The organism is Halomonas campaniensis (assembly GCF_002211105.1).
In the GTDB taxonomy this organism is placed as follows: domain Bacteria; phylum Pseudomonadota; class Gammaproteobacteria; order Pseudomonadales; family Halomonadaceae; genus Vreelandella; species Vreelandella campaniensis_A.
The window spans coordinates 740,071-760,528 of the sequence record NZ_JPUA01000034.1 but is presented as its reverse complement, the minus strand read 5'-3'; the positions used below and the strand labels follow the sequence as shown (position 1 = coordinate 760,528).

Genomic DNA, 20,458 nt, shown 5'->3' with positions numbered 1-20,458 from the left:
TTGCTTACTGAATTATTTACGCTTTTTGCGATTAGCCATATGAATAGCGTGGCCATCAACCGCAAGCGCTGCTTCATGAACAGCTTCCGACATGGTCGGATGCGCGTAGCAGGTCAACGCCAGGTCTTCGGCGCTAGAGCCGAATTCCATGGCAATCACGCCCTGGGCAATCATCTCGCCAGCGTGCTGACCCACAATGTGCATACCGAGGATACGATCTGTTTCCGCGTCGGCGATGATTTTGGCACTGCCTTCGGTGGCGTTGTTAGCCATTGCACGGCCGCTGGCCGCGAACGGGAAGGTACCGGTTTTGACTTCAATGCCTTTCGCTTTGGCGTCCTGCTCAGTCATACCGACCCATGCAACTTCCGGGTAGGTATAGATAACGCTAGGAATAGTGTCGTAGTTCATCTCTGCTTTATGGCCAGCGATGATATCCGCCACCATGATGCCCTCTTCAGACGCTTTGTGCGCCAGCATCGGACCGCGTACACAGTCACCGATGGCGTAAACGCCCGGGACATTGGTACGGCACTGGTCGTCAACAAAGATGAAGCCACGCTCATCTAACTCGATGCTAACACCGTCAGCGATGACACCTTTGGTGTAGGGGCGACGGCCGACACAAACGATAAGTTTGTCGAAGGTCATCTCTTGCTCACCGTTTGAGTCGGTGTACTTAACGATAACCTCTTCACCGTTAGTTTCCGATCCGGTGACGCGAGCACCCAGTTTGATGTCCAGGCCTTGCTTCTTGAGCAGTTTCTGCGTCTCTTTTGCGACGGTGGTATCCACCATCGGCAGGAAGGAGTCCATAGCTTCAAGTACGGTAACTTCAGAGCCCAGGCGATTCCAGACGCTACCCAGCTCAAGACCGATGATACCGGCACCAATCACGCCTAAACGCTTCGGTGTTTCGGTGAATTCCAACGCGCCGGTAGAGTCGACAATCAGGCCTTCGGTCAGCGGGGTCGGCGGAATTTCCACCGGTACTGAGCCCGCAGCGATAACGATGTTGTCGGCATCATAGGTAGTGGTATTGCCGTCGTTGTCGGTGACTTCAACCTGCTTGCCGGAAACCACTTTACCGGTACCTTCGATGGCGGTAACGCCGTTGGCCTTGAACAGACCTGAAATGCCGCCGGTCAAGTTCTTAACGATCTTGTCCTTGCGCGCCATCATCTTGGTGACGTCCATGGAGACGTCGCCAGCCTGAATGCCCATATCGTCGAAATCGTGCTTGGCTTCGACAAACTTATGCGACGCTTCAAGCAACGCTTTAGACGGTATACAACCTACGTTCAAGCAGGTGCCGCCGTGGACAACATTGCCCTCTTTACCAATCCATTTTTCAATACAGGCCGCTTTTAGGCCCATCTGTGCAGCACGAATGGCGGCAACGTAACCACCAGGGCCGGCACCGATAACGATCACATCAAACTTATCAGCCATGTTGGCTCCTTTAGCTTGCTGGCCTCCCCCCGTTATTGACTAAAACCGGGCGGGAGGCTAAGTGCGATTGCAGATAAATCCTGGTTAAGCAGTAGCGTACTGAATCACTATTTCAATAAATACGACGCTTATGCTTTAGACATCCAGCAGCAGACGCGCCGGGTCTTCCAGCAACTCTTTGAGAGTAACCAAGAATTGAACGGCGTCTTTGCCGTCGATCATGCGGTGGTCATATGAGAGTGCCAGATACATCATCGGACGAATCTCGACCTTGCCGTTGACTGCCATCGGACGATCCTGGATTTTGTGCATGCCCAGAATAGCGGTTTGCGGCGGATTGATGATCGGGGTCGACATCAACGAACCGAAGGTGCCGCCATTGGTGATGGTAAAGGTGCCGCCGATCATGTCGTCCATGCCCAGCTTACCGTCACGACCACGCTTACCGAAATCGACAATCTTACGCTCGACGTCAGCAATTTTCATGCTGTCAGTGTCACGCAGTACCGGCACGACCAAACCACGGTCGGTGGAGACCGCTACGCCGATATCCTGGTAACCGTGATAAACGATGTCGGTGCCGTCGATGGAGGCGTTAACGTCGGGGAATCGCTTGAGCGCTTCTGACGCCGCTTTTACAAAGAAGCCCATAAAGCCCAGCTTGATATCGTGAGCTTTTAAGAACGTCTCTTTGTACTGCGCACGTAGGGCCATGATCTCGGTCATGTCCACTTCGTTGTAGGTAGTCAGCATCGCCGCGGTTTGCTGCGCCTGAACCAAGCGCTTGGCGATGGTCTGACGCAGGCGGCTCATCGGTACGCGCTTCTCGATGCGCTCCCCCTCGGCAGCCGGTGCAGCGGCGGCTTTCGCCGGTGCGGCCGATTTCGCTGCTTTCTTGGCGGAACCGTCTTTTACCGCTTTCTGCACGTCTTCTTTCAAGATGCGGCCACCTTTGCCGGTGCCCTCAATCTTGGCAACGTCCAGGTCGTGCTCGGCAACCATTTTACGTGCGGCTGGGGCGAGGATTTTGTCACCGACTTTTTCATCGGCGCCATCGTCATCGCTGCTGTCTGATTTCGCGGACGCTGAATCGCCACCGCTCTCGCTACCGCTGTCACCACCGGCACCTTCGGTGAAAGTCGCGAGAATCGCTTCGGATTCAACCTGGCTTCCCTCTTCGGCTTTAATTTCAGCCAGGGCGCCATCGGCCGGTGCCACTACTTCCAGCACCACCTTGTCGGTTTCGATATCGGCCAGCACGTCATCACGCTTCACTGCTTCGCCGACTTTTTTGTGCCAGGTGGCTACGGTGCCTTCCTGAATTGACTCAGGGAAGCTGGGGGCTTTTACGTCGTGCTGCTTGCCGCCACCGCTGGCTTTTTTGTCTTCTTTCTTACCTTCAGACTTCTCTTCAGGTTTCTCTTCAGTTTTTTCAGCGCTGTCATCGCCAGAAGATTTCTCTTCTTTTTGGCTGCTAGACGCGCTGCCTTCGCCGATTTTGCCCAGCACCTGCTCAGACTCAACGGTATCGCCCTCTTCGGCCATCACGTCGGTCAGGGTACCCGCTTCCGGTGCGACGACTTCCAACACCACTTTGTCGGTTTCGATCTCAACAATCAGCTCGTCACGCTCAACGCTGTCACCCGGCTTTTTATGCCACGCCGCCACTGTGCCTTCGGCAACGGATTCCGGAAAGGTTGGCGCTTTGATCTCAGTAGCCATGTCGTTTCCCTTATATGTTCTCTAAATCCAGTGGCCGCTTATAAATTAAAAGCGTCTTCCACCAGCTGGCGCTGCTGTTCAGTGTGGACGGACATGTAGCCAGCTGCTGGGGCAGCAGAGGCAGGACGTCCGGCAAATTTCAACTCGCGACCGAGGCCATCTTTAATCATATCGGCCACTGCACGCATATTGTGCTGACTGGAGTACCAAGCGCCCTGATTGAGCGGCTCTTCCTGACACCACACAATGTCCTCTACGTTGGTATAGTCTTGCAGCGCTTCCAGAAGCTCTTCTTTCGGGAAGGGGTAGAGCTGCTCCAGACGTAAGATTGCCGTGTCATGACGCTCATTCTCAGCGCGCCAAGCGGCTAAGTCGTAGTAGACCTTGCCAGCACATAGCACAACGCGGGTGACTTTCTCCGCCGCGAGATCTGCCTGGTCGGCGAGCACCATATGGAACTTGCCGTGGGCCAGATCTTCAAGGCTCGACGTCGCCTCTTTATGACGCAGCAGCGATTTAGGGGTCATGACCACCAGCGGCTTACGCAGCGGACGAATCACCTGACGACGCAGTAGATGGTAAATCTGCGCGGGCGTGGTCGGTACACAGACCTGCATATTGTGCTCGGCACACATTTGCAGGAAGCGCTCCAGACGTGCCGAAGAGTGCTCAGGGCCCTGACCTTCATAGCCGTGTGGCAACAGCATGGTTAACCCACACACTCGGCCCCACTTCGTTTCACCTGAGGAGATGAACTGATCCACGACGACCTGGGCACCGTTGAAGAAGTCACCAAACTGGGCTTCCCAAATCACCAAATCATTCGGCGCAGTGGTTGAGTAACCGTACTCAAATGCCAGCACCGCTTCTTCCGAAAGGAAGGAGTCATGAATGGTGAAACGCGGCTGACCGTCGGCCATGTTCTGTAGCGGAACATAGGTGGTGCCATCTTTCTGGTTGTGCACCACTGCATGACGGTGGGAGAACGTACCGCGACCCACGTCTTGCCCGGTAATCCGGATCGGATGGCCCTGCTCTAGCAGCGTGGCGTAGGCCAGCGTTTCCGCAAAGCCCCAGTTAAGTGCCAAACCACCGGCCTGCATTTTACGCCGATCTTCATATATTTTGGCTACTTGGCGCTGCACTTCGACGCCATCCGGCACCTCGCACATACGCGCCGCCAACTGCTGCAGACGCTTCATATCAAAGGTCGTGTCGGCATCGCCCGACCATTCGTGGCCAAGATAAGGCGCCCAGTCAACGAACAGCGACGCATTAGGCTCTTGAACCAGGGCATTGGCAACGTGGTTGCCTGCCACTAGATCATCACGATAGGTTTCCACCATCGCTTTGGCGTCTTCTTCGGAGAGCACACCCTGCTCAACCAAGCGCTTGGCATACAGCGTGCGCGCCGAAGGATGGTCTTTGATCTTGGCATACATCATCGGCTGCGTGCCTGACGGCTCATCAGCTTCGTTGTGGCCACGACGCCGGTAGCAGACCAAATCGATCACCACGTCTTTCTTAAACTGCTGACGGTAATCAAGGGCTACTTGGGTGGCGTGCAGCACTGCGTCCGGGTCATCGCCATTGACATGAAAAATAGGCGCTTGAACCATCTTGGCAATATCGGTGCAGTATTCGGTAGAGCGTGCATCCAGCGGATGCGAGGTGGTGAAGCCCACTTGGTTGTTGATCACAATGTGGACGGTGCCACCGGTTTTATAAGCTCGGGTCTGGGACATCTGAAATGTCTCCATCACCACGCCTTGACCGGCAAACGCTGCATCGCCGTGGACGTTGATCGGCAGCACTTTGCTGCCCTCTTCGTCGTTACGGCGATCTTGGCGGGCACGCACCGAGCCCTCTACGACAGGCGCGACAATTTCCAGGTGCGATGGGTTGAACGACATCGCCAAATGGACTTCGCCGCCCGGGGACATGACGTTCGAACTGAAACCCTGGTGGTACTTCACATCACCCGAGCCGCGCTCAATGACTTTCTTGCCGTCGAACTCGTCAATCAAGTCAGCTGGGTTTTTACCCAAAATATTGACCAACAGGTTGAGTCGACCACGGTGCGCCATACCGATGACCACTTCCTTGGTGCCATAACCACCGGCACGCTGGATAAGTTCGTCCATCATCGGCACAAACGATTCGCCGCCTTCAAGACCAAAACGTTTGGTACCTGGATACTTGGATGCCAGGTAATTCTCCAAACCTTCGGCGGCCGTCAAGCGCTCCAGCACGTGCTTGCGCACGTCGGCACTGAAATCAGGCGCACTGCGTACCGACTCAAAACGCCGCTGTAGCCAGCGTTTCTCTTCCGTATCGACGATATGCATGATTTCGCAGCCGATGGAGCGGCAGTAAGTACGCTCCAACGCATCCACGATGTCACGCAGTGGCGCTTTGTCGATACCTAAAAAGAAAGAACCGGTCTGGAACTCGGTGTCCAGATCAGCTTTGGAAAGCTGATGAAAGGACAGATCGAGATCGGGGACGGGGGTGGGATTACGCAGTCCTAGCGGGTCGATATTGGCCTTTTGATGGCCACGGAAGCGGTAAGCGTTAATCAGTTGCAGGACTTTTACCTGCTTCTTGTTTTCACCGCTATCAGCAGCGGCGACTACACGGCCCGGGCGGCTTTCGCGCCCCAACTGGTAGAACTGATCACGCACGGGGCTAAGTGGAACATCGTGGGAGGCACTGCCCTCGGGACGCGGCAACTGGTCAAAATAGCTGCGCCATTCGTCAGGGACAGACTCAGGATCGGCGAGGTACTGCTCGTAAAGCGCTTCCACGTAGTGAACATTGCCGCCACTAACGTGAGAGGAACGCCACATCAACTCCATTATGCCTTGTTGCATCTCTCGGTCACCCTGCACTGATGGGGTGGTATCGGTATCGTCGCAAACGTGCGGCGACATCGCTATTGCCCTGCCGGCGGGGCGGGACATTTGCCGGCGGCGCCGGCCAACGGCCGGAAACCCTGTTCGTCTAGCTATTCATCATCTAACGGTCGTACGGTGTTTCGTCTTCAATTCATGCTCGAAAGCCGGTACCTCAGGTACCGGCTTTCAAACTTGTCTGATCAGCGGTGCGACGTGACGCCGCACCGCGTGACAAACCCTATGATAACAAGCGAAGCGCCATGATTTAAGTGGCATTATCACCCAACTTAAGTGGCAGACGCTTTTTTACTAATATGTCATAGGCTTAGGTAGCGTCAGCGAGTAACATTTCGCGAATTTTACCAATTGCCCGGGTAGGGTTAAGGCCTTTTGGACATACCGCTACACAGTTCATGATGCCACGGCAACGGAACACCGAGAACGGATCTTCCAGATTGCTCAGCCGCTCACTGGTGGCGGTATCACGTGAATCGGCCAAAAAGCGGTATGACTGCAGCAAACCGGCCGGGCCGACAAACTTCTCTGGATTCCACCAGAAAGACGGGCAAGACGTTGAACAGCATGCGCATAGAATACACTCATACAAGCCATCTAGCTTGTCGCGCTCTTCGGGCGATTGCAGACGCTCAATGGCAGGCGGTGGCGTGTCATTCTGCAGGTACGGCTGGATGCGCTCGTACTGCTTATAGAACAGCCCCATATCCACGACCATATCGCGAATAACCGGCAGACCTGGCAGCGGACGCAGAGTCAGCTTGTTGTTTTTGACAACGTCAGACAGCGGCGTGATGCACGCCAGGCCGTTTTTGCCGTTCATGTTCATGCCGTCAGAACCGCAGACGCCTTCACGGCAGCTACGACGAAACGCCAAACCGCTGTCTTGTTCCTTCATCATATGAAGAACATCCAGCACCATTACATCGCGGCCTTTGGTATCGACCTGAAACTCCTGCATGTAAGGTGCGGAGTCGGTTTCCGGATTGTAGCGGTATACGGATACCTGAAGATTGGACATAGTGACTCCCTCTCGTCTATGCGGCGTTTAGTAGGTACGAACCTTAGGCTCGAACGTATCAACAGTTTTCGGCTTGAAGTTAACGTCGCGCTTTTTCAGCTCTTTGGTAGCCGGGAAGAACAGCGAGTGCTTCAGCCAGTTGACGTCATCACGGTCTGGATAGTCGTAGCGCGAGTGGGCGCCGCGGCTCTCTTTACGCTCAAGGGCAGCGATCGCCGTCGCTTCTGCCACTTCCATCAAGTTATCAAGCTCTAACGCTTCTACACGGGCAGTGTTGAAGGCATTGGACTTGTCAGGCAGGTAAGCATTGGCGATACGCTCACGCAGCAGCGCTAGCTTATCGACGCCTTCCAGCATGTTTTTCTCTTCGCGGAATACGCCGAAAGAGGTCTGCATGATTTCCTGAAGCTCAGCTTTCAGCTCAGGAATGCTTTCGCCACCTTCAGACTCGTTCCAGCGCGTGATCCGCTTCATGGCAAACTCGATATCAGACTCGGAAGCGTCCAGGTACTCGATGCCTTCGTTCAACGCGCCTTCGATAAACATGCCTGCAGCACGCCCAAAGACCACCAGATCCAGCAGTGAGTTGCCGCCCAAGCGGTTGGCACCGTGAACAGATACACAGGCCGCCTCACCACAGGCAAACAGACCATTAACAATATGATCCTTACCGCTTTCATCCATGGTAATCGCTTGGCCATGAATGTTGGTCGGAATACCGCCCATCATGTAGTGACAAGTCGGTACGACCGGAATCGGGTCTTTCGCCGGGTCGATATGCGCAAAGGTCTTAGAAAGCTCGACGATACCCGGCAGGCGCTTGCCAAGGACTTCTTCACCCAAGTGATCGAGCTTCAGGAAGACGTGGTCACCCTTCTCGCCGCAGCCGCGACCTTCGAGGATTTCCATGACCATGGAACGGGCAACAACGTCACGGCCGGCCAGATCTTTAGCATTCGGCGCATAACGCTCCATAAAGCGCTCGCCATCTTTATTGATCAGGTAGCCACCTTCACCGCGGCAGCCCTCTGTGACCAACGTGCCAGCACCGTAAATCCCGGTTGGGTGGAACTGCCACATTTCCATATCCTGCATCGGGAAGCCCGCACGCAGCGCCATGCCGATGCCGTCACCGGTATTGATCAACGCATTGGTGGTCGAAGCGTAAATACGACCTGCACCACCAGTGGCTAATACAGTGGCCTTGGACTTAACGTGAACCACTTCGCCCGTCTCGATGCACATGGCAATACAGCCGACCACATCACCGCTGGCGTTTTTGACCAGATCCACCGCGTACCACTCATTGAGGAACACGGTGTTGTTCTTCAGGTTGTTCTGGTAAAGCGTGTGCAGCAACGCGTGACCGGTACGGTCAGCCGCCGCACAGGTACGGGCCGCCTGGCCGCCTTCACCAAAGTTCTTCGACTGACCACCAAATGGGCGCTGATAGATACGGCCGTTGTCTAAACGCGAAAACGGCAAGCCCATGTGCTCAAGCTCAAATACCGCTTTCGGGCCTTCGGAACACATATACTCGGCCGCGTCCTGGTCAGCGATATAGTCACCGCCTTTAACGGTGTCGTACATGTGCCAGCGCCAATCATCGTTGGGGTCATCGGACGCGATTGCACATGTGATACCACCCTGTGCAGAAACGGTGTGAGAGCGGGTCGGGAACACTTTTGATAACACGGCCGTCTTTTTACCGGACTTTGCCAGTTCCAAAGCGGCTCGCAGGCCAGAGCCACCGCCACCAATGATAATGGCGTCAAACGTCAGGCTACGCAGATTAGACATGTAATCAAGCTCCCCACAGAATTTGAATGCCCCACACCAAGTACACGAAAATGCCCAGGATGATGACAGCTTGGACACCCACGCGCAGGCGAGTGGACTTGAGATAGTCGGTGGTAACGGTCCACAGACCGATCCAGGCGTGTGCGGCTATGGCGACAAACGCCAATAGCGAGAAAATCCGCATCCACGTCTGGCTGAACAGGCTGCTCCAGGCGTAGTAATCGAGGTTCGGATTAAACAGCAGGAAGGCAACGATAAAGACCGTGTAGAGAGCCAAAATCACAGCAGAAACGCGCTGCATCAGCCAATCTGAAAGCCCACTACGGCCAAAACTTGTAATGTTAGTTACCATACCCAAACTCCTGCCAGAATAATCAGAACGGCGCTGACCACGACGGTGATCTGCGCTTTTTTAACGCCACCCTCAAGGGTTACCCCTATGTCGGCATCCATCAGCAGGTGCTTGATACCTGCGACAAAGTGAAATGCCAGTGCAGATAACAGTCCCCAAGCAATCAACTTAGCCAAAAAATTATTGGCCAGCGCATCGCTAACGGCATCGAAACCCGCAGGAGATGACAAGGATTTGTCCAGCGCCCAAAAAGCGAAAATCAGGCCAACGAACAGGATGACACCCGTGATGCGGTGGGTGATCGACGTCAGCGCCGGCAGTGGAAAATGTATCGTAGTAAGGTCTAGGTTTACGGGTCGTTTGCTATTCACGGCTTTTTACACACTCTCTTGGCCCGCTCTGCGACAGGTCGGGCATGGCCCGAGCGGGCGGTGGTTGCTGGAAGGGGCTCGGCCGTTGCCAAGTCGGGCACGACCACCTACCTGCCGGTCGCGCGCCGTGGATTATAAGAACCTTCGCCCTCGCTTACAAACCGAACTCAGGCCTAACTCGACTATGGTGCAAGAAAATTGTCTTCATCCTGAGTCGATTTTGCGCTGCAGCATGGTTATAGTGACAGTAGATTAGCAATTTGATAAGCCTGTTAACATATCATATAAGCCTATCGTCAATCTTCTGACGCTTCGCCATCATGTAGGCTTTTTCATCATATACAAAAATTATCCACAACAACAATATTTGTACAACCTGTAGCTAGCGCTTAGGCTAATTGACAAAATGTCGCACACTTCTATAGTGGGCAAGCCTTTTCGCCGGCGCGGTATGCGCAGCAATGACTTTACGTCCCAACCCGAATTCGAAAGGAGGCCAGCATGGCTGACAGGAAAGCGACATTGACGGTAGACGGTCTGGATAAACCGATCGAACTACCCATGTATTCCGGCACACTTGGCCCCGACGTCATCGACGTACGCGGTTTAGGCGCTGAAGGCCTGTTCACCTACGACCCCGGCTTTATGGCCACCTCTTCCTGCCAGTCTGCCATTACCTACATTGATGGTGGCAAGGGCGTACTGCTTCACCGCGGCTACCCCATTGATCAACTGGCTAAAGAGTCTAATTTCGTCGAGGTGTGCTACACCCTGCTGTTTGGTGAGCTACCCAACGACGAGCAGTATGCGGATTTTGAATCGCGCATTCGTAACCACACCATGGTTCACGATCAGATCAATAACTTCTTTAAAGGGTTCCGTCGCGACGCGCACCCGATGTCTATCTTGTGCGGTGTAGTAGGTGGCTTAGCAGCTTTCTACCATGACCACATGGACATTACTCAAGAAGAAGATCGTGTGATCAGCGCGATACGCCTGATTGCCAAAATGCCTACGCTAGCGGCCATGTCGCACAAATATAATGTCGGCCAGCCCTTTAACTACCCGCGCAACGACCTGAGCTATGCAGAGAACTTCCTCTACATGATGTTCAGCAACCCTTGCGAAGAGTACAAAATCAACCCGGTATACGCGAAAGCCATGGATCGCATCTTTATGCTGCATGCGGATCATGAGCAGAACGCCTCTACCTCAACTGTACGCCTGGCAGGTTCCACGGGGGCCAATCCGTTCGCTTGTATTAGCGCAGGTATCGCGGCACTTTGGGGCCCCGCTCACGGCGGCGCCAATGAAGCCGTGCTCGCCATGCTTGACGAAATCGGTGAAGACTCCGAAGAGAACATCCAGCACTTTGTCGATAAAGCCAAGGATAAGGACGACCCGTTCAAACTAATGGGCTTTGGTCACCGCGTTTATCGCAACTTCGACCCGCGCGCCAAGGTAATGAAAGAGACCTGCGACGAAGTTCTCGCAGAACTCGGCATGGCCGACGACCCGCAGCTCAAAATTGCCAAGCGTCTTGAGCAGATTGCCTTAGAAGACGAGTACTTCATTGAGCGGAAGCTGTACCCGAACGTTGATTTCTACTCAGGCATCATTCTGAAAGCGATGGGCATCCCAACCAATATGTTCACCGTGATCTTCGCGGTATCGCGCACCATTGGGTGGATCTCGCATTGGCACGAGATGCTCAGCGAAAGCTACAAAATTGGTCGCCCGCGCCAGCTCTATATTGGCCACGACCAGCGTGACTATCCAACAAAATAAATTATCCTCGTTTGATAGTACGATCAAAGGCCACCTTGGGGTGGCCTTTTGCGTATGGGTTGATTAACGCTCTGACTGATAGGCCAGCAACGCACCACCATACGCGCTCGCGCCAATTACCAACCTACCAAGATGCCTTGAGCAAGCCCTCCCCTTAGAGGCCACCCTTGCCCTTTCTGAGCCCAGGCTGCTGCGATAGCCCAGATGCACCATTGAAGGCCTTCAAAAACACCTAATTCGACCCTATTATCGCTTGACTTTTTTGCTTCTGGATCTTGCTCAGGGTTTTCCACACTATCTGTGGATAACCCTGTTCACAACCACTTCAAAACGTCCCGAAATCGCCATGGACAGCGGGCCAGCCTTAAATTGGTCATTTTTTAACCTAACATAAGCTGTTGTTTTTAAACGATTTAAGTTCTGTTAAAGATTTTTTGCGTCAACAACAAGGGGTTGTGCACAACCTTTAAGCCAGAATCGCAAAAGTGGACAAGTCAAGCACAAAATCGTCCAAAATTAGTCGATTTTTGCTTTTTTTTGCGAATGACAGGAATGCAGAAAACCAGCATATGAGAGAACTCATTGCCAGGGAAATAAACAATTAGGAAGGGTAACCGAGCAGTGGCGTCCCATAGGGGGTTCGAACCCCTGTTACCGCCGTGAAAGGGCGGTGTCCTAGACCACTAGACGAATGGGACGTGTAACACTCACTATATGCCTTCTTGAGCTGCTATCCATACGCTACGATTAAAGCCGTATGAATTGGTGGAGCCTAGCGGGATCGAACCGCTGACCTCAACACTGCCAGTGTTGCGCTCTCCCAGCTGAGCTAAGGCCCCACATGTCGCGAAGACGGAGCGTATAATACTGATTCCGCTGACCTTCGTCAACTGCAAAAACGCCAATTTCCCAAGAGTAAGAAATTGGCGCTAATGCTATATCAATTGCGGTTAGCTGATTTTACTAAACTATTTCACGAAGCGACTTCACGAAACTCTTTTTCAAAGCGCTTGGCCTGTTTTTTGGAGACGCCGCCTAAGACCTCTATCGCACTGCGCAGCCGCGCCCGGGTAACGTCTGACCCCAGAATCGCCATAGCGTCCATCACTGAGGTACTGGAGGTGCTGCCGGTAATGGCAATAAACACCGGAGCAAGGAAAGCCTTCATTTTTAAATCAAAATACTCAGCCAGTATCTTCACTTCGCTCAGCAGCGCCTCTTTGTGCCAAGCCGAAACGCCCTCGAACCGCCAAACAAGGAACTGGAGTAGTTTGACCAGTTCCTCTTCCTCAAGCTTCACGCTATCAAACGACGCTTTTGTTAGCGCTGGAAGGCCCGAGAAGAAGTGCCCTGCCAAGGGCATTACCTGGGAGAGCGTTTCTACCCGTGGTCGTACCTGAGGCAGTATCTGCTTAATGTAGGCTTCGTTGAAAGCCCATTCGCGAAGTGCACACAACAGAGCGTCGTCGTCCAGGTCTTCGCGAATGTACACACCGTTAAGCCAAGTCAGCTTCTCCAGATCAAACACCGGGCCACCTAGCGAGACACGCTGCACGTAGAACTCTGCCATCATCTCTTGCAAGCTGAATTTTTCGCGCTCATCGGGCATCGACCACCCCATTCGCCCCAAATAGTTGGTAACGGCCTGGGGTAAAAAGCCCATTCGACGGTAGTAATTGATGGAGGTTGGGTTCTTGCGCTTAGAGAGCTTTGATTTATCCGGGTTGCGCAGCAGCGGCATGTGACAAAGTTGCGGCATTTCCCAACCAAAATACTCATACAGCAATTGGTGCTTTGGTGCTGAGTTGATCCACTCTTCTCCGCGCAATACATGAGTGATTGCCATTAGATGATCATCGACCACATTGGCTAAATGGTAAGTGGGCATGCCATCTGATTTAAGTAGAATTTGTGCATCTACCTGTGCCCACTCCACCTCAATAGTGCCGCGCAGCATGTCATTGACCACACAAACGCCTTCTGCAGGCACGTTCATACGCACCACATAAGGCCAACCTTCCTGCTCCCGACGTGATTGCTCTTGGCTATCCAGCACCAAATCAGCTGGCTTCAATGCCAAATGCAGGCCCGCGGCTTTGCGGGCTTCGCGCAGCTCATCCAGCTCTTCGCTGGTGCGGTAACATTTAAAGGCATGACCCGCATCCAACAATTGCTGGGCGTATTGGGCATAAATATCGCCCCGCTCGCTTTGCCGATAAGGGCCGTGGGGGCCACCAATATCCGGGCCTTCATCCCACTCAAGCCCCAGCCAACGCAGCGAATCGAGAATCATCTGCTCCGACTCAGGCGTAGAGCGCACTCGATCCGTGTCTTCAATGCGCAGAATAAATTGGCCACCATGCTGACGCGCAAAACAGAGGTTAAAAAGCGCGATGTAAGCCGTACCAACGTGGGGGTCTCCGGTGGGAGAAGGTGCGATGCGAGTACGTACGGTCATGAAAACGTCCTATTGGCAAAAATGCATGGCAATATTATACGCACCTTAGGCGCAACCAACAGCGTTGCCCAGGGAACAACTAGCGCAAGAAAGCGTCAGAGAAATTAACTCAACGTTATTTGTCCACTAATGCGCGCTAAAGCACAATCGCTTAGTATGGCTCTGCAGCAAAACCTTGGGCGCATACCCCAAGCTTGAGACAGACCAATAACGTATGTTCATAGCGCCACTATCTATATTAGAAAATATTATTATAGTGGAAGTCATTCAACGAGCATTTTCGCTCATTATCAGGAAGACGAAATGGAATCGCTAGGCTCACGTATCAAGCAACTGCGGCTTAGGGCCAAGCTCAACAAAGCTGCCCTTGCGCGCAAAGTTGGCGTGTCAGATGTCACCATTTCTTATTGGGAATCTGGGGCGATCAAACAGATCGGTCACGAACGCCTTGTGGCGCTCGCTGATGCCCTGGACTGCTCCCTGGCAACACTGTTGGAAGGTGATAGCGCGCCCGAGCTATTAACGTTGACTCATACCGGCCCCCTCCCCTGGGAACAGGTACAGGCAACGACCATTAAAGTGCCCAGTCATCTCCCGCTGAACATTGACTGGAAAGCACCCTGTGTGATGGCAACACCTGGCCAAGGTACAGATTTTTCGCCCGTTAACGCTGGTGATCTACTGCTACTCGGGCCGACCCATGTGTTTCACAAGGCGGGCCACTATGTAGTGCAACGCGACGATCGTTTCGTCATTGAGCACTTCGCCAAGGCCCCAAGCGACACATCGATTCATGCAGTACTGTTAGCCCATTGGCATCCTGCCTAAAGCGTCTACCTCCCCGGACTCTCTAGCACCTCCACCTGGTCACGCGTTTGCCTTGGCTCACTCCCCACCAAGAAGCGACGTGAGTAGGTGGCCACTTGGCCCAGCCCATGGCGGGATTGATTTACCAGCTCTCCCGCCAGGTGCTGGCCCTCGTGGCCAATACGCGCCTGAACGGCTTCCGGCTGTACACTGCCTTCGGAAACCTCCACCCGTACTATATAGCCACCATCGGGTAAGCCACTGCCAGGGCCAAATGGCCCCGCTGCAAACACACCATCGTCTACACGTGTCCGCTCACGCCAACGCACGCTGCTAATCTCACGCTCGACAATAATCTGCACCAACGTCGCGTCAGGTAAATTGCTTTCGCCTTCCACCATTAAACGCCGGTCGCTACGCAGCGATACATGCGCCATTATCTCGACGACGAGTGGCGCCACTTCTTCCGCTTCAGCCACTGCTATCTCGGCAACTGTCGGTTCAGGGGCTGATGTTTGTTCTGCGGTTGCCGCCGACTCATTCGGCGCGTCTGTTTCACCACAGCCTGCCAGTAGCGCAGCGGATACCATCAACACGCCAACACTGCTTATTACATTGCGCATACGAACTCCGAAATATTACTTGTTCTGCAGCTTACCACTGCATTGCCGCCGCCACAGTGGAATACTCGTTTTTGGCCCCGCTACTTACACCGCTTCCGGTACAATGTGCTTATCATGCTAACAAGACACTTTTAGGAGCAACGGCTTTGGACATCATTTGGTGGTTGGCTTATGTAGCACTGGGTGGCTTTGTAGGTCTGATGGCAGGCTTGTTGGGGATTGGCGGTGGCGGTATTATGGTGCCGATTTTAACGTCCCTTTTTGTACTTCAAGGCGTGCCCCACGACCACCTTGCCCACTTGGCTTTAGGCACCGCCATGGCGGCCATCATTCCCGCCTCTACCGCTAGCCTGCTTTCCCACCATCGGCACGGGGCCGTTCGCTGGGACATCGTGCGCTTTATTACCCCTGGCATATTAGTCGGCACCTTTTTGGCGACGTTTATCGCGGCACTGATACCCACGCGTGGCCTTGCTATCTTTTTCGCCTGCTTTATGGTGCTAATGTCGCTCCAGATGCTGGCAAACATCAAGCCCAAACCAAGCCGCGGCCTCCCCGGCCCTATCGGTGTAAGCGGTGTGGGGTTGGGCATCGGTGGCATTTCCGCACTCGTTGCCATTGGCGGCGGCTCACTTACAGTGCCCTTCCTCACCTGGTGCAATGTCAAGCTACCCCGCGCAATAGGCACCTCAGCAGCCGTAGGCCTACCAATCGCCGTTGCGGGTGCGCTTGGCTACATAATCAACGGCTGGTCTACCCAAGGGCTGCCCAGTGCAGCGCTCGGCTACGTTTACCTGCCTGCGTTACTGCTGATGGCGCCCTTCAGTATCCTAACGGCTCCCATCGGAGCAAAGTTAGCGCATAAGCTACCTGTCAAACTCCTCAAACGGGTATTCGCTTTTATGCTGATGGGGCTGGCACTGCAGATGGTGTATGCGGTGTTTACTGCTTAACCCCAGGCTTTAGCGTATGGCCCTTTCTCGGAATGCTAAAATGGGCAGTATATGAGAAACTGCCCTCCCTTTTTGGATGCTTCATGATCGTCGCCATCACTGCCTCGAAATGTGACAAATGAAAGTGCCACGAAGTGCCAAATTTGTGACACCAATTAGCTAAAAACGTGGCTAAAACACTGTAAATATGAACAGCTATGAATGATAACACAACCGCGCAAACCCGCATGAAGTCTGGCATTGCCCGCCCGGAGCTGGATAGAACTTTCTCCGTCGCGCCTATGATGGACTGGACGACCCGCGATTACAGAGCCTTCGCACGCACGTTAACTAGGCGTGCACTGCTGTATACCGAGATGGTCACGACCGGTGCGATTTTGCACGGGACACCCCGTGAGCGCTTTTTGGGCTATAACGAGGTGGAGCATCCGCTTGCGCTGCAGTTGGGCGGCAGCGATGCCGGTGAGCTAGCCGAGTGTGCGGCGATTGCTGAGGCGTGGGGCTATGATGAGGTGAACCTGAACGTGGGTTGCCCGAGTGACCGCGTGCAGAACAACCTGATTGGCGCCTGTTTAATGGGCTACCCCGAAAAGGTGGCCGAGGCTGTGCGGGCGATGCAGGCAGCTGTATCTATTCCGGTCACGGTGAAGTGCCGTATTGGCATTGATGACCAGGATGAAGATGCCGACCTTGAGCGGTTTATCGCTATCGTTGCTGAAGCAGGCTGCGAGGTGTTTACCGTTCACGCCCGTAAGGCGTGGCTGCAGGGGCTGTCGCCTAAACAGAATCGCGATGTGCCGCCGCTTAACTACCCCCGTGTTCACCGTCTAAAACAGAGCCGCCCTGAATTGCATATCGGCATTAACGGCGGGATTAAAACGCTGGCGGAGTGCCAAGCGCAGCTTACCCATGTGGATAGCGTGATGGTAGGGCGTGAGGCGTATCAAAACCCTTGGCTGCTTGCAGGCGTCGATAAGCAGCTGTTTGGTGAGCAAGGTCCGGCGGCGAGCCGCCTGGATGCCGCAATAGCTTTCCGGCCTTATATTCAGCAGCGCTTGGATGAAGGCGCGAAGCTGAATCATATTACCCGTCACTTGCTGGGCTTATTCCAGGGTTGCCCTGGCGGCAGGCGCTTCCGCCGTCATTTGTCAGAATACGCCCATAAAGAAGGCGCAGGATTGCGCTTATTTGATGACGCGCTTAGCTTGGTGAACGAACCCGAGCTCGTTGTATAAGTGCGTTGTACAAAAAACCCGCTACGCAAGCGTAGCGGGTTCGTTTTTCTAATAGCGTAAGCTTACTGACCGTTTTCCCGACGGTTCGCCATTACGCCCTGCTCGACACGCTCGCCGATCGTTTGGTCGACGTTTTTCCAGTACTCAAATACTCGTGACAGCACCGGCTCTTCCACACCGTCGGAAACGTGGCCGACAATATTGTTGACCAATCGGTCGCGGGCGGCATCATCCATTACCTTATTGACCAGATCATTGGCTTGGTTGAAGTCGCCATCGCCCGAGCGCAGCGTGTAGGCAGCGCGAACCAACTCGCCGTCCGTCTCCCATACTGCATCTTCCGGGTACTTTTCCGGGTTGGCGTGCGCGCCCCCTTTGCTGTTAGGTGCGTACACCGGGTCGGTGGAGTGGTTAATACGCATCTGACCACCCTGGCTGTAACTGTTCACCGGGGTCTTGGGCGCGTTAACGGGGATATGTTGGTAGTTCACCCCTAAACGCGCACGGTGCGCATCAGCGTAGGATATTACCCGCGCCAACAGCATTTTATCGGGCGAGAAACCGGTACCCGGTACGGCGTTGCTGGGCTGAAACGCGGCCTGTTCGATTTGGCTGTGGAAATCGACGGGGTTGCGATCCAAGGTCATCTTACCGACTTCTTGCAGCGGGTAGTCGGCGTGCGGCCACACCTTGGTCAAATCGAAGGGGTTGATGTGGTAGGTCTTGGCATCTTCAAAGGGCATGATCTGAACTTGCAGCGTCCAAGTGGGATAATCGCCGCGTTTGATGGCGTCGAACAGGTCGCGGCGGTGGTAGTCGGCATCCGCGCCCGCCATCTTATCGGCCTGTTCCTGGGTCATGCACTTAATGCCCTGATCAGTTTTGAAGTGGTACTTCACCCAAAAGCGCTCGCCTTCAGCGTTCACCCACATATAGGTATGGCTGGAATAGCCGTTCATGTGGCGCCAAGTGGCGGGGATACCACGATCGCCCATTAGCCAGGTTACTTGGTGTGCAGATTGCGGCGAAAGCGTCCAGAAGTCCCACTGCATATCGTGATCACGCAAGCCGTTATCCGCTCGACGCTTTTGTGAGTGGATAAAGTGCTGGAATTTGAGCGGATCGCGCACGAAGAACACAGGGGTATTGTTACCCACCATGTCGAAGTTGCCCTCTTCGGTGTAGAACTTCAGCGAGAAGCCACGAGGATCGCGCCAAGTGTCCGGACTACCCGCCTCACCGGCCACCGTCGAGAAACGAGCCAACATCTCGGTTTTCTTGCCCGGCTGGAGAAAGTCAGCTTTGGTGTATTGGCTAACGTCGTGAGTGACTTGGAAGTGACCAAAGGCGCCACTCCCTTTTGCGTGGGGCTGACGATTCGGAATCATTTCCCGGTTAAAGGCAGCCATCTGCTCCATCAAATAGTGATCATGCAGAACAATCGGCCCATCGGGGCCTACTGAGAGTGAGTGTTCATCACTGTTGACTCCTATGCCCGCATCCGTTGTGGTGTGCTTAGGTTTATCGCTCGTCATCGCTTTTCCTCCGTGTCACGGTAGACGTGGCGTTTGATCGCCACTCGCTCGAGTACGATGAAAGCTTAGCTGTTTGTTTTAGTTGTTATCATTTTTGCAGCCGCTAACAAAGCCCACCCCTAGGTATAGTCAAACCACTGCCAACTTGCCATTTATAGTAGCTAATCCTTAACTATCACAGCGATAGCTCTTAGCTATGAAGAGCGATTAATAAAACGAATCAGGCGGCGGCACCAAGCTTGAGTTAAAGCTCTCGACAGCCGTTTCGGCCTCATCAATCTCATCAAAACGGGCAATATGAAACAGCGCTTCGCCCTCATTGGCCAGCGGCAAGCGGCTCATGCCAATCACAATACCATCGGCGACGGCGCGCACTTCGCCCTCGTCATTGCCAAAGGGGTCAGCGACTTTGCCCAGCACCTCGCCTTTGGCAACCCGGGCGCCTAGGCGCACCTTGGGCCGCAAAATACCATCGATAGGTGCCCGGGCCCAGCTTGACCCTTTGGCAAGCTCCGCGGGTGCTGGCGTGCGGTGGCGCTGCTCACCGGTCAGCATGCCTAGTCGGCGCATAACCCGCAGTACACCACGCACCCCAGGGGCAATCGCCCACTCGTCAAAACGCAATGCCTCACCGGCTTCATAGGTCAGCACTGGAATCCCGCGGTTCTGGGCGTAATGGCGCAGGCTACCTTCACGCAGTTCCGCATTCAGTACCACGGGCGCACCGAAAGCATCGGCCATGCGCTCGGTTTCGCTTCCAGGACGGAGTTGGGCACGAATTTGCGGCAGATTAGTGCGATGGATTGCGCCGGTATGTAGGTCAATAATATGGGTAGCGTGATCGACAATTTGTTCGCGAAACAGATTTGCAATACGGCCGCCTAGCGACCCCGACTCGCTGCCTGGAAAACAGCGATTGAGATCACGCCGATCAGGTAAATAGCGGGTTTGCTGCAAGAAGCCAAGTACGTTCACAACCGGCACCGCGATCAAGGTACCGCGGATACTACTAATCGCTTTCGCGCGCAGTACTCGACGAACAATCTCCACCCCATTGATTTCATCGCCATGGATGCCACCACATACCAACAGCACTGGGCCATCCTTGCGGCCATGAACGACTTCGACAGGTATATGCAGAGGCGTATGGGTATATAAACGTGCCACCGGCACATCAACTTGTAAGCGTTGGCCAGGCATAATGATATGTTCACCCAGCTGAAAAGGAGCTCGCGCCATGCTTTCTTTCCTGTTTTTTTTAATTCGTTTTGCTAACGACATTAGGGCCTGTCTCACTGCCCGTTTATACGCTTCCAGTCGCGAAATGACGAATTTGTTAATTCACGTTATGAGATGGAACATTTATCCATACAGTTTTGAATGTAAATATCCTGCTGCTTAGGTTAAAATGTGACCATACTGTGTCCGA

Annotated in this window: 15 protein-coding genes and 2 tRNA genes; 4 read left to right on the top strand and 13 right to left on the bottom strand. The window is 54.0% G+C overall.

The window, feature by feature from the left end; translation table 11 throughout:
• Positions 1-12: 12 nt before the first annotated feature.
• From lpdA to sdhC, 7 genes are all read right to left on the bottom strand, one after another.
• Positions 13-1,452, bottom strand: a complete 1,440-nt coding sequence (lpdA, locus tag JI62_RS15925; RefSeq protein ID WP_088701078.1) for a dihydrolipoyl dehydrogenase — start codon at positions 1,450-1,452, stop codon at positions 13-15.
• 135 nt (positions 1,453-1,587) lie between these two features.
• Positions 1,588-3,174, bottom strand: a complete 1,587-nt coding sequence (odhB, locus tag JI62_RS15920; protein ID WP_088701077.1) for a 2-oxoglutarate dehydrogenase complex dihydrolipoyllysine-residue succinyltransferase — start codon at positions 3,172-3,174, stop codon at positions 1,588-1,590.
• A gap of 38 nt (positions 3,175-3,212) precedes the next feature.
• Positions 3,213-6,047, bottom strand: a complete 2,835-nt coding sequence (locus JI62_RS15915) for a 2-oxoglutarate dehydrogenase E1 component (RefSeq protein ID WP_088701358.1) — start codon at positions 6,045-6,047, stop codon at positions 3,213-3,215.
• A gap of 349 nt (positions 6,048-6,396) precedes the next feature.
• Positions 6,397-7,107 carry a succinate dehydrogenase iron-sulfur subunit gene (locus JI62_RS15910; RefSeq protein WP_088701076.1) on the bottom strand — a complete coding sequence of 237 codons (711 nt, stop codon included), beginning with the start codon at positions 7,105-7,107 and terminating at the stop codon, positions 6,397-6,399.
• A gap of 27 nt (positions 7,108-7,134) precedes the next feature.
• Positions 7,135-8,907 carry a succinate dehydrogenase flavoprotein subunit gene (sdhA, locus tag JI62_RS15905; protein WP_088701075.1) on the bottom strand — a complete coding sequence of 591 codons (1,773 nt, stop codon included), beginning with the start codon at positions 8,905-8,907 and terminating at the stop codon, positions 7,135-7,137.
• A 4-nt stretch (positions 8,908-8,911) separates the two neighbouring features.
• Positions 8,912-9,259, bottom strand: coding sequence for a succinate dehydrogenase, hydrophobic membrane anchor protein (sdhD, locus tag JI62_RS15900; RefSeq protein ID WP_088701074.1), 348 nt, complete (start codon positions 9,257-9,259; stop codon positions 8,912-8,914).
• Positions 9,253-9,630: a succinate dehydrogenase, cytochrome b556 subunit gene (gene sdhC / locus JI62_RS15895; RefSeq protein ID WP_088701073.1), complete on the bottom strand. Its 378-nt coding sequence runs from the start codon at positions 9,628-9,630 to the stop codon at positions 9,253-9,255. Before sdhC ends, sdhD begins: the two co-directional genes overlap by 7 nt.
• A 501-nt stretch (positions 9,631-10,131) precedes the next feature.
• On the opposite strand from sdhC, the gene gltA reads away from it, so the two are divergent.
• The gene (gltA, locus tag JI62_RS15890; protein WP_088701072.1) at positions 10,132-11,418 is read left to right on the top strand and encodes a citrate synthase; all 1,287 of its coding nucleotides are present in this window, start codon (positions 10,132-10,134) and stop codon (positions 11,416-11,418) included.
• Positions 11,419-12,040: 622 nt separating this feature from the next.
• Here the strand turns inward: gltA and JI62_RS15885 are convergent.
• The 3 genes from JI62_RS15885 to gltX all read right to left on the bottom strand — a co-directional run bounded on the left by JI62_RS15885 (position 12,041) and on the right by gltX (position 13,876).
• Positions 12,041-12,116: transfer RNA gene (locus JI62_RS15885), tRNA-Glu, on the bottom strand.
• Between the two features lie 65 nt (positions 12,117-12,181).
• A tRNA-Ala gene (locus JI62_RS15880) sits at positions 12,182-12,257 on the bottom strand.
• A 134-nt stretch (positions 12,258-12,391) separates the two neighbouring features.
• Positions 12,392-13,876, bottom strand: coding sequence for a glutamate--tRNA ligase (gene gltX, locus JI62_RS15875; protein WP_088701071.1), 1,485 nt, complete (start codon positions 13,874-13,876; stop codon positions 12,392-12,394).
• Positions 13,877-14,179: 303 nt separating this feature from the next.
• Here gltX and JI62_RS15870 point away from each other — a divergent pair, with 303 nt between their 5' ends.
• Positions 14,180-14,704 (top strand): helix-turn-helix domain-containing protein, encoded by a 525-nt coding sequence (locus tag JI62_RS15870; protein WP_035563045.1) that lies wholly within the window; start codon positions 14,180-14,182, stop codon positions 14,702-14,704.
• A 5-nt stretch (positions 14,705-14,709) separates the two neighbouring features.
• On the opposite strand, the gene JI62_RS15865 is transcribed toward JI62_RS15870, so the two are convergent.
• Entirely contained in the window at positions 14,710-15,306 is a 597-nt protein-coding gene (locus JI62_RS15865) for a hypothetical protein (protein ID WP_088701069.1), read from the bottom strand.
• 146 nt (positions 15,307-15,452) lie between these two features.
• Between JI62_RS15865 and JI62_RS15860 the strand changes: the two genes are divergently transcribed.
• A complete protein-coding gene (locus tag JI62_RS15860; RefSeq protein ID WP_088701068.1) occupies positions 15,453-16,259 on the top strand; it encodes a sulfite exporter TauE/SafE family protein in 807 nt (268 codons plus the stop codon).
• Positions 16,260-16,456: 197 nt separating this feature from the next.
• A complete protein-coding gene (dusA, locus tag JI62_RS15855; protein ID WP_240513266.1) occupies positions 16,457-17,494 on the top strand; it encodes a tRNA dihydrouridine(20/20a) synthase DusA in 1,038 nt (345 codons plus the stop codon).
• Positions 17,495-17,556: 62 nt separating this feature from the next.
• On the opposite strand, the gene JI62_RS15850 is transcribed toward dusA, so the two are convergent.
• Positions 17,557-19,029 carry a catalase gene (locus JI62_RS15850; protein WP_088701067.1) on the bottom strand — a complete coding sequence of 491 codons (1,473 nt, stop codon included), beginning with the start codon at positions 19,027-19,029 and terminating at the stop codon, positions 17,557-17,559.
• Positions 19,030-19,236: 207 nt separating this feature from the next.
• Positions 19,237-20,268 carry a succinylglutamate desuccinylase/aspartoacylase family protein gene (locus tag JI62_RS15845; protein WP_088701066.1) on the bottom strand — a complete coding sequence of 344 codons (1,032 nt, stop codon included), beginning with the start codon at positions 20,266-20,268 and terminating at the stop codon, positions 19,237-19,239.
• Between the last annotated feature and the right edge of the window lie 190 nt (positions 20,269-20,458).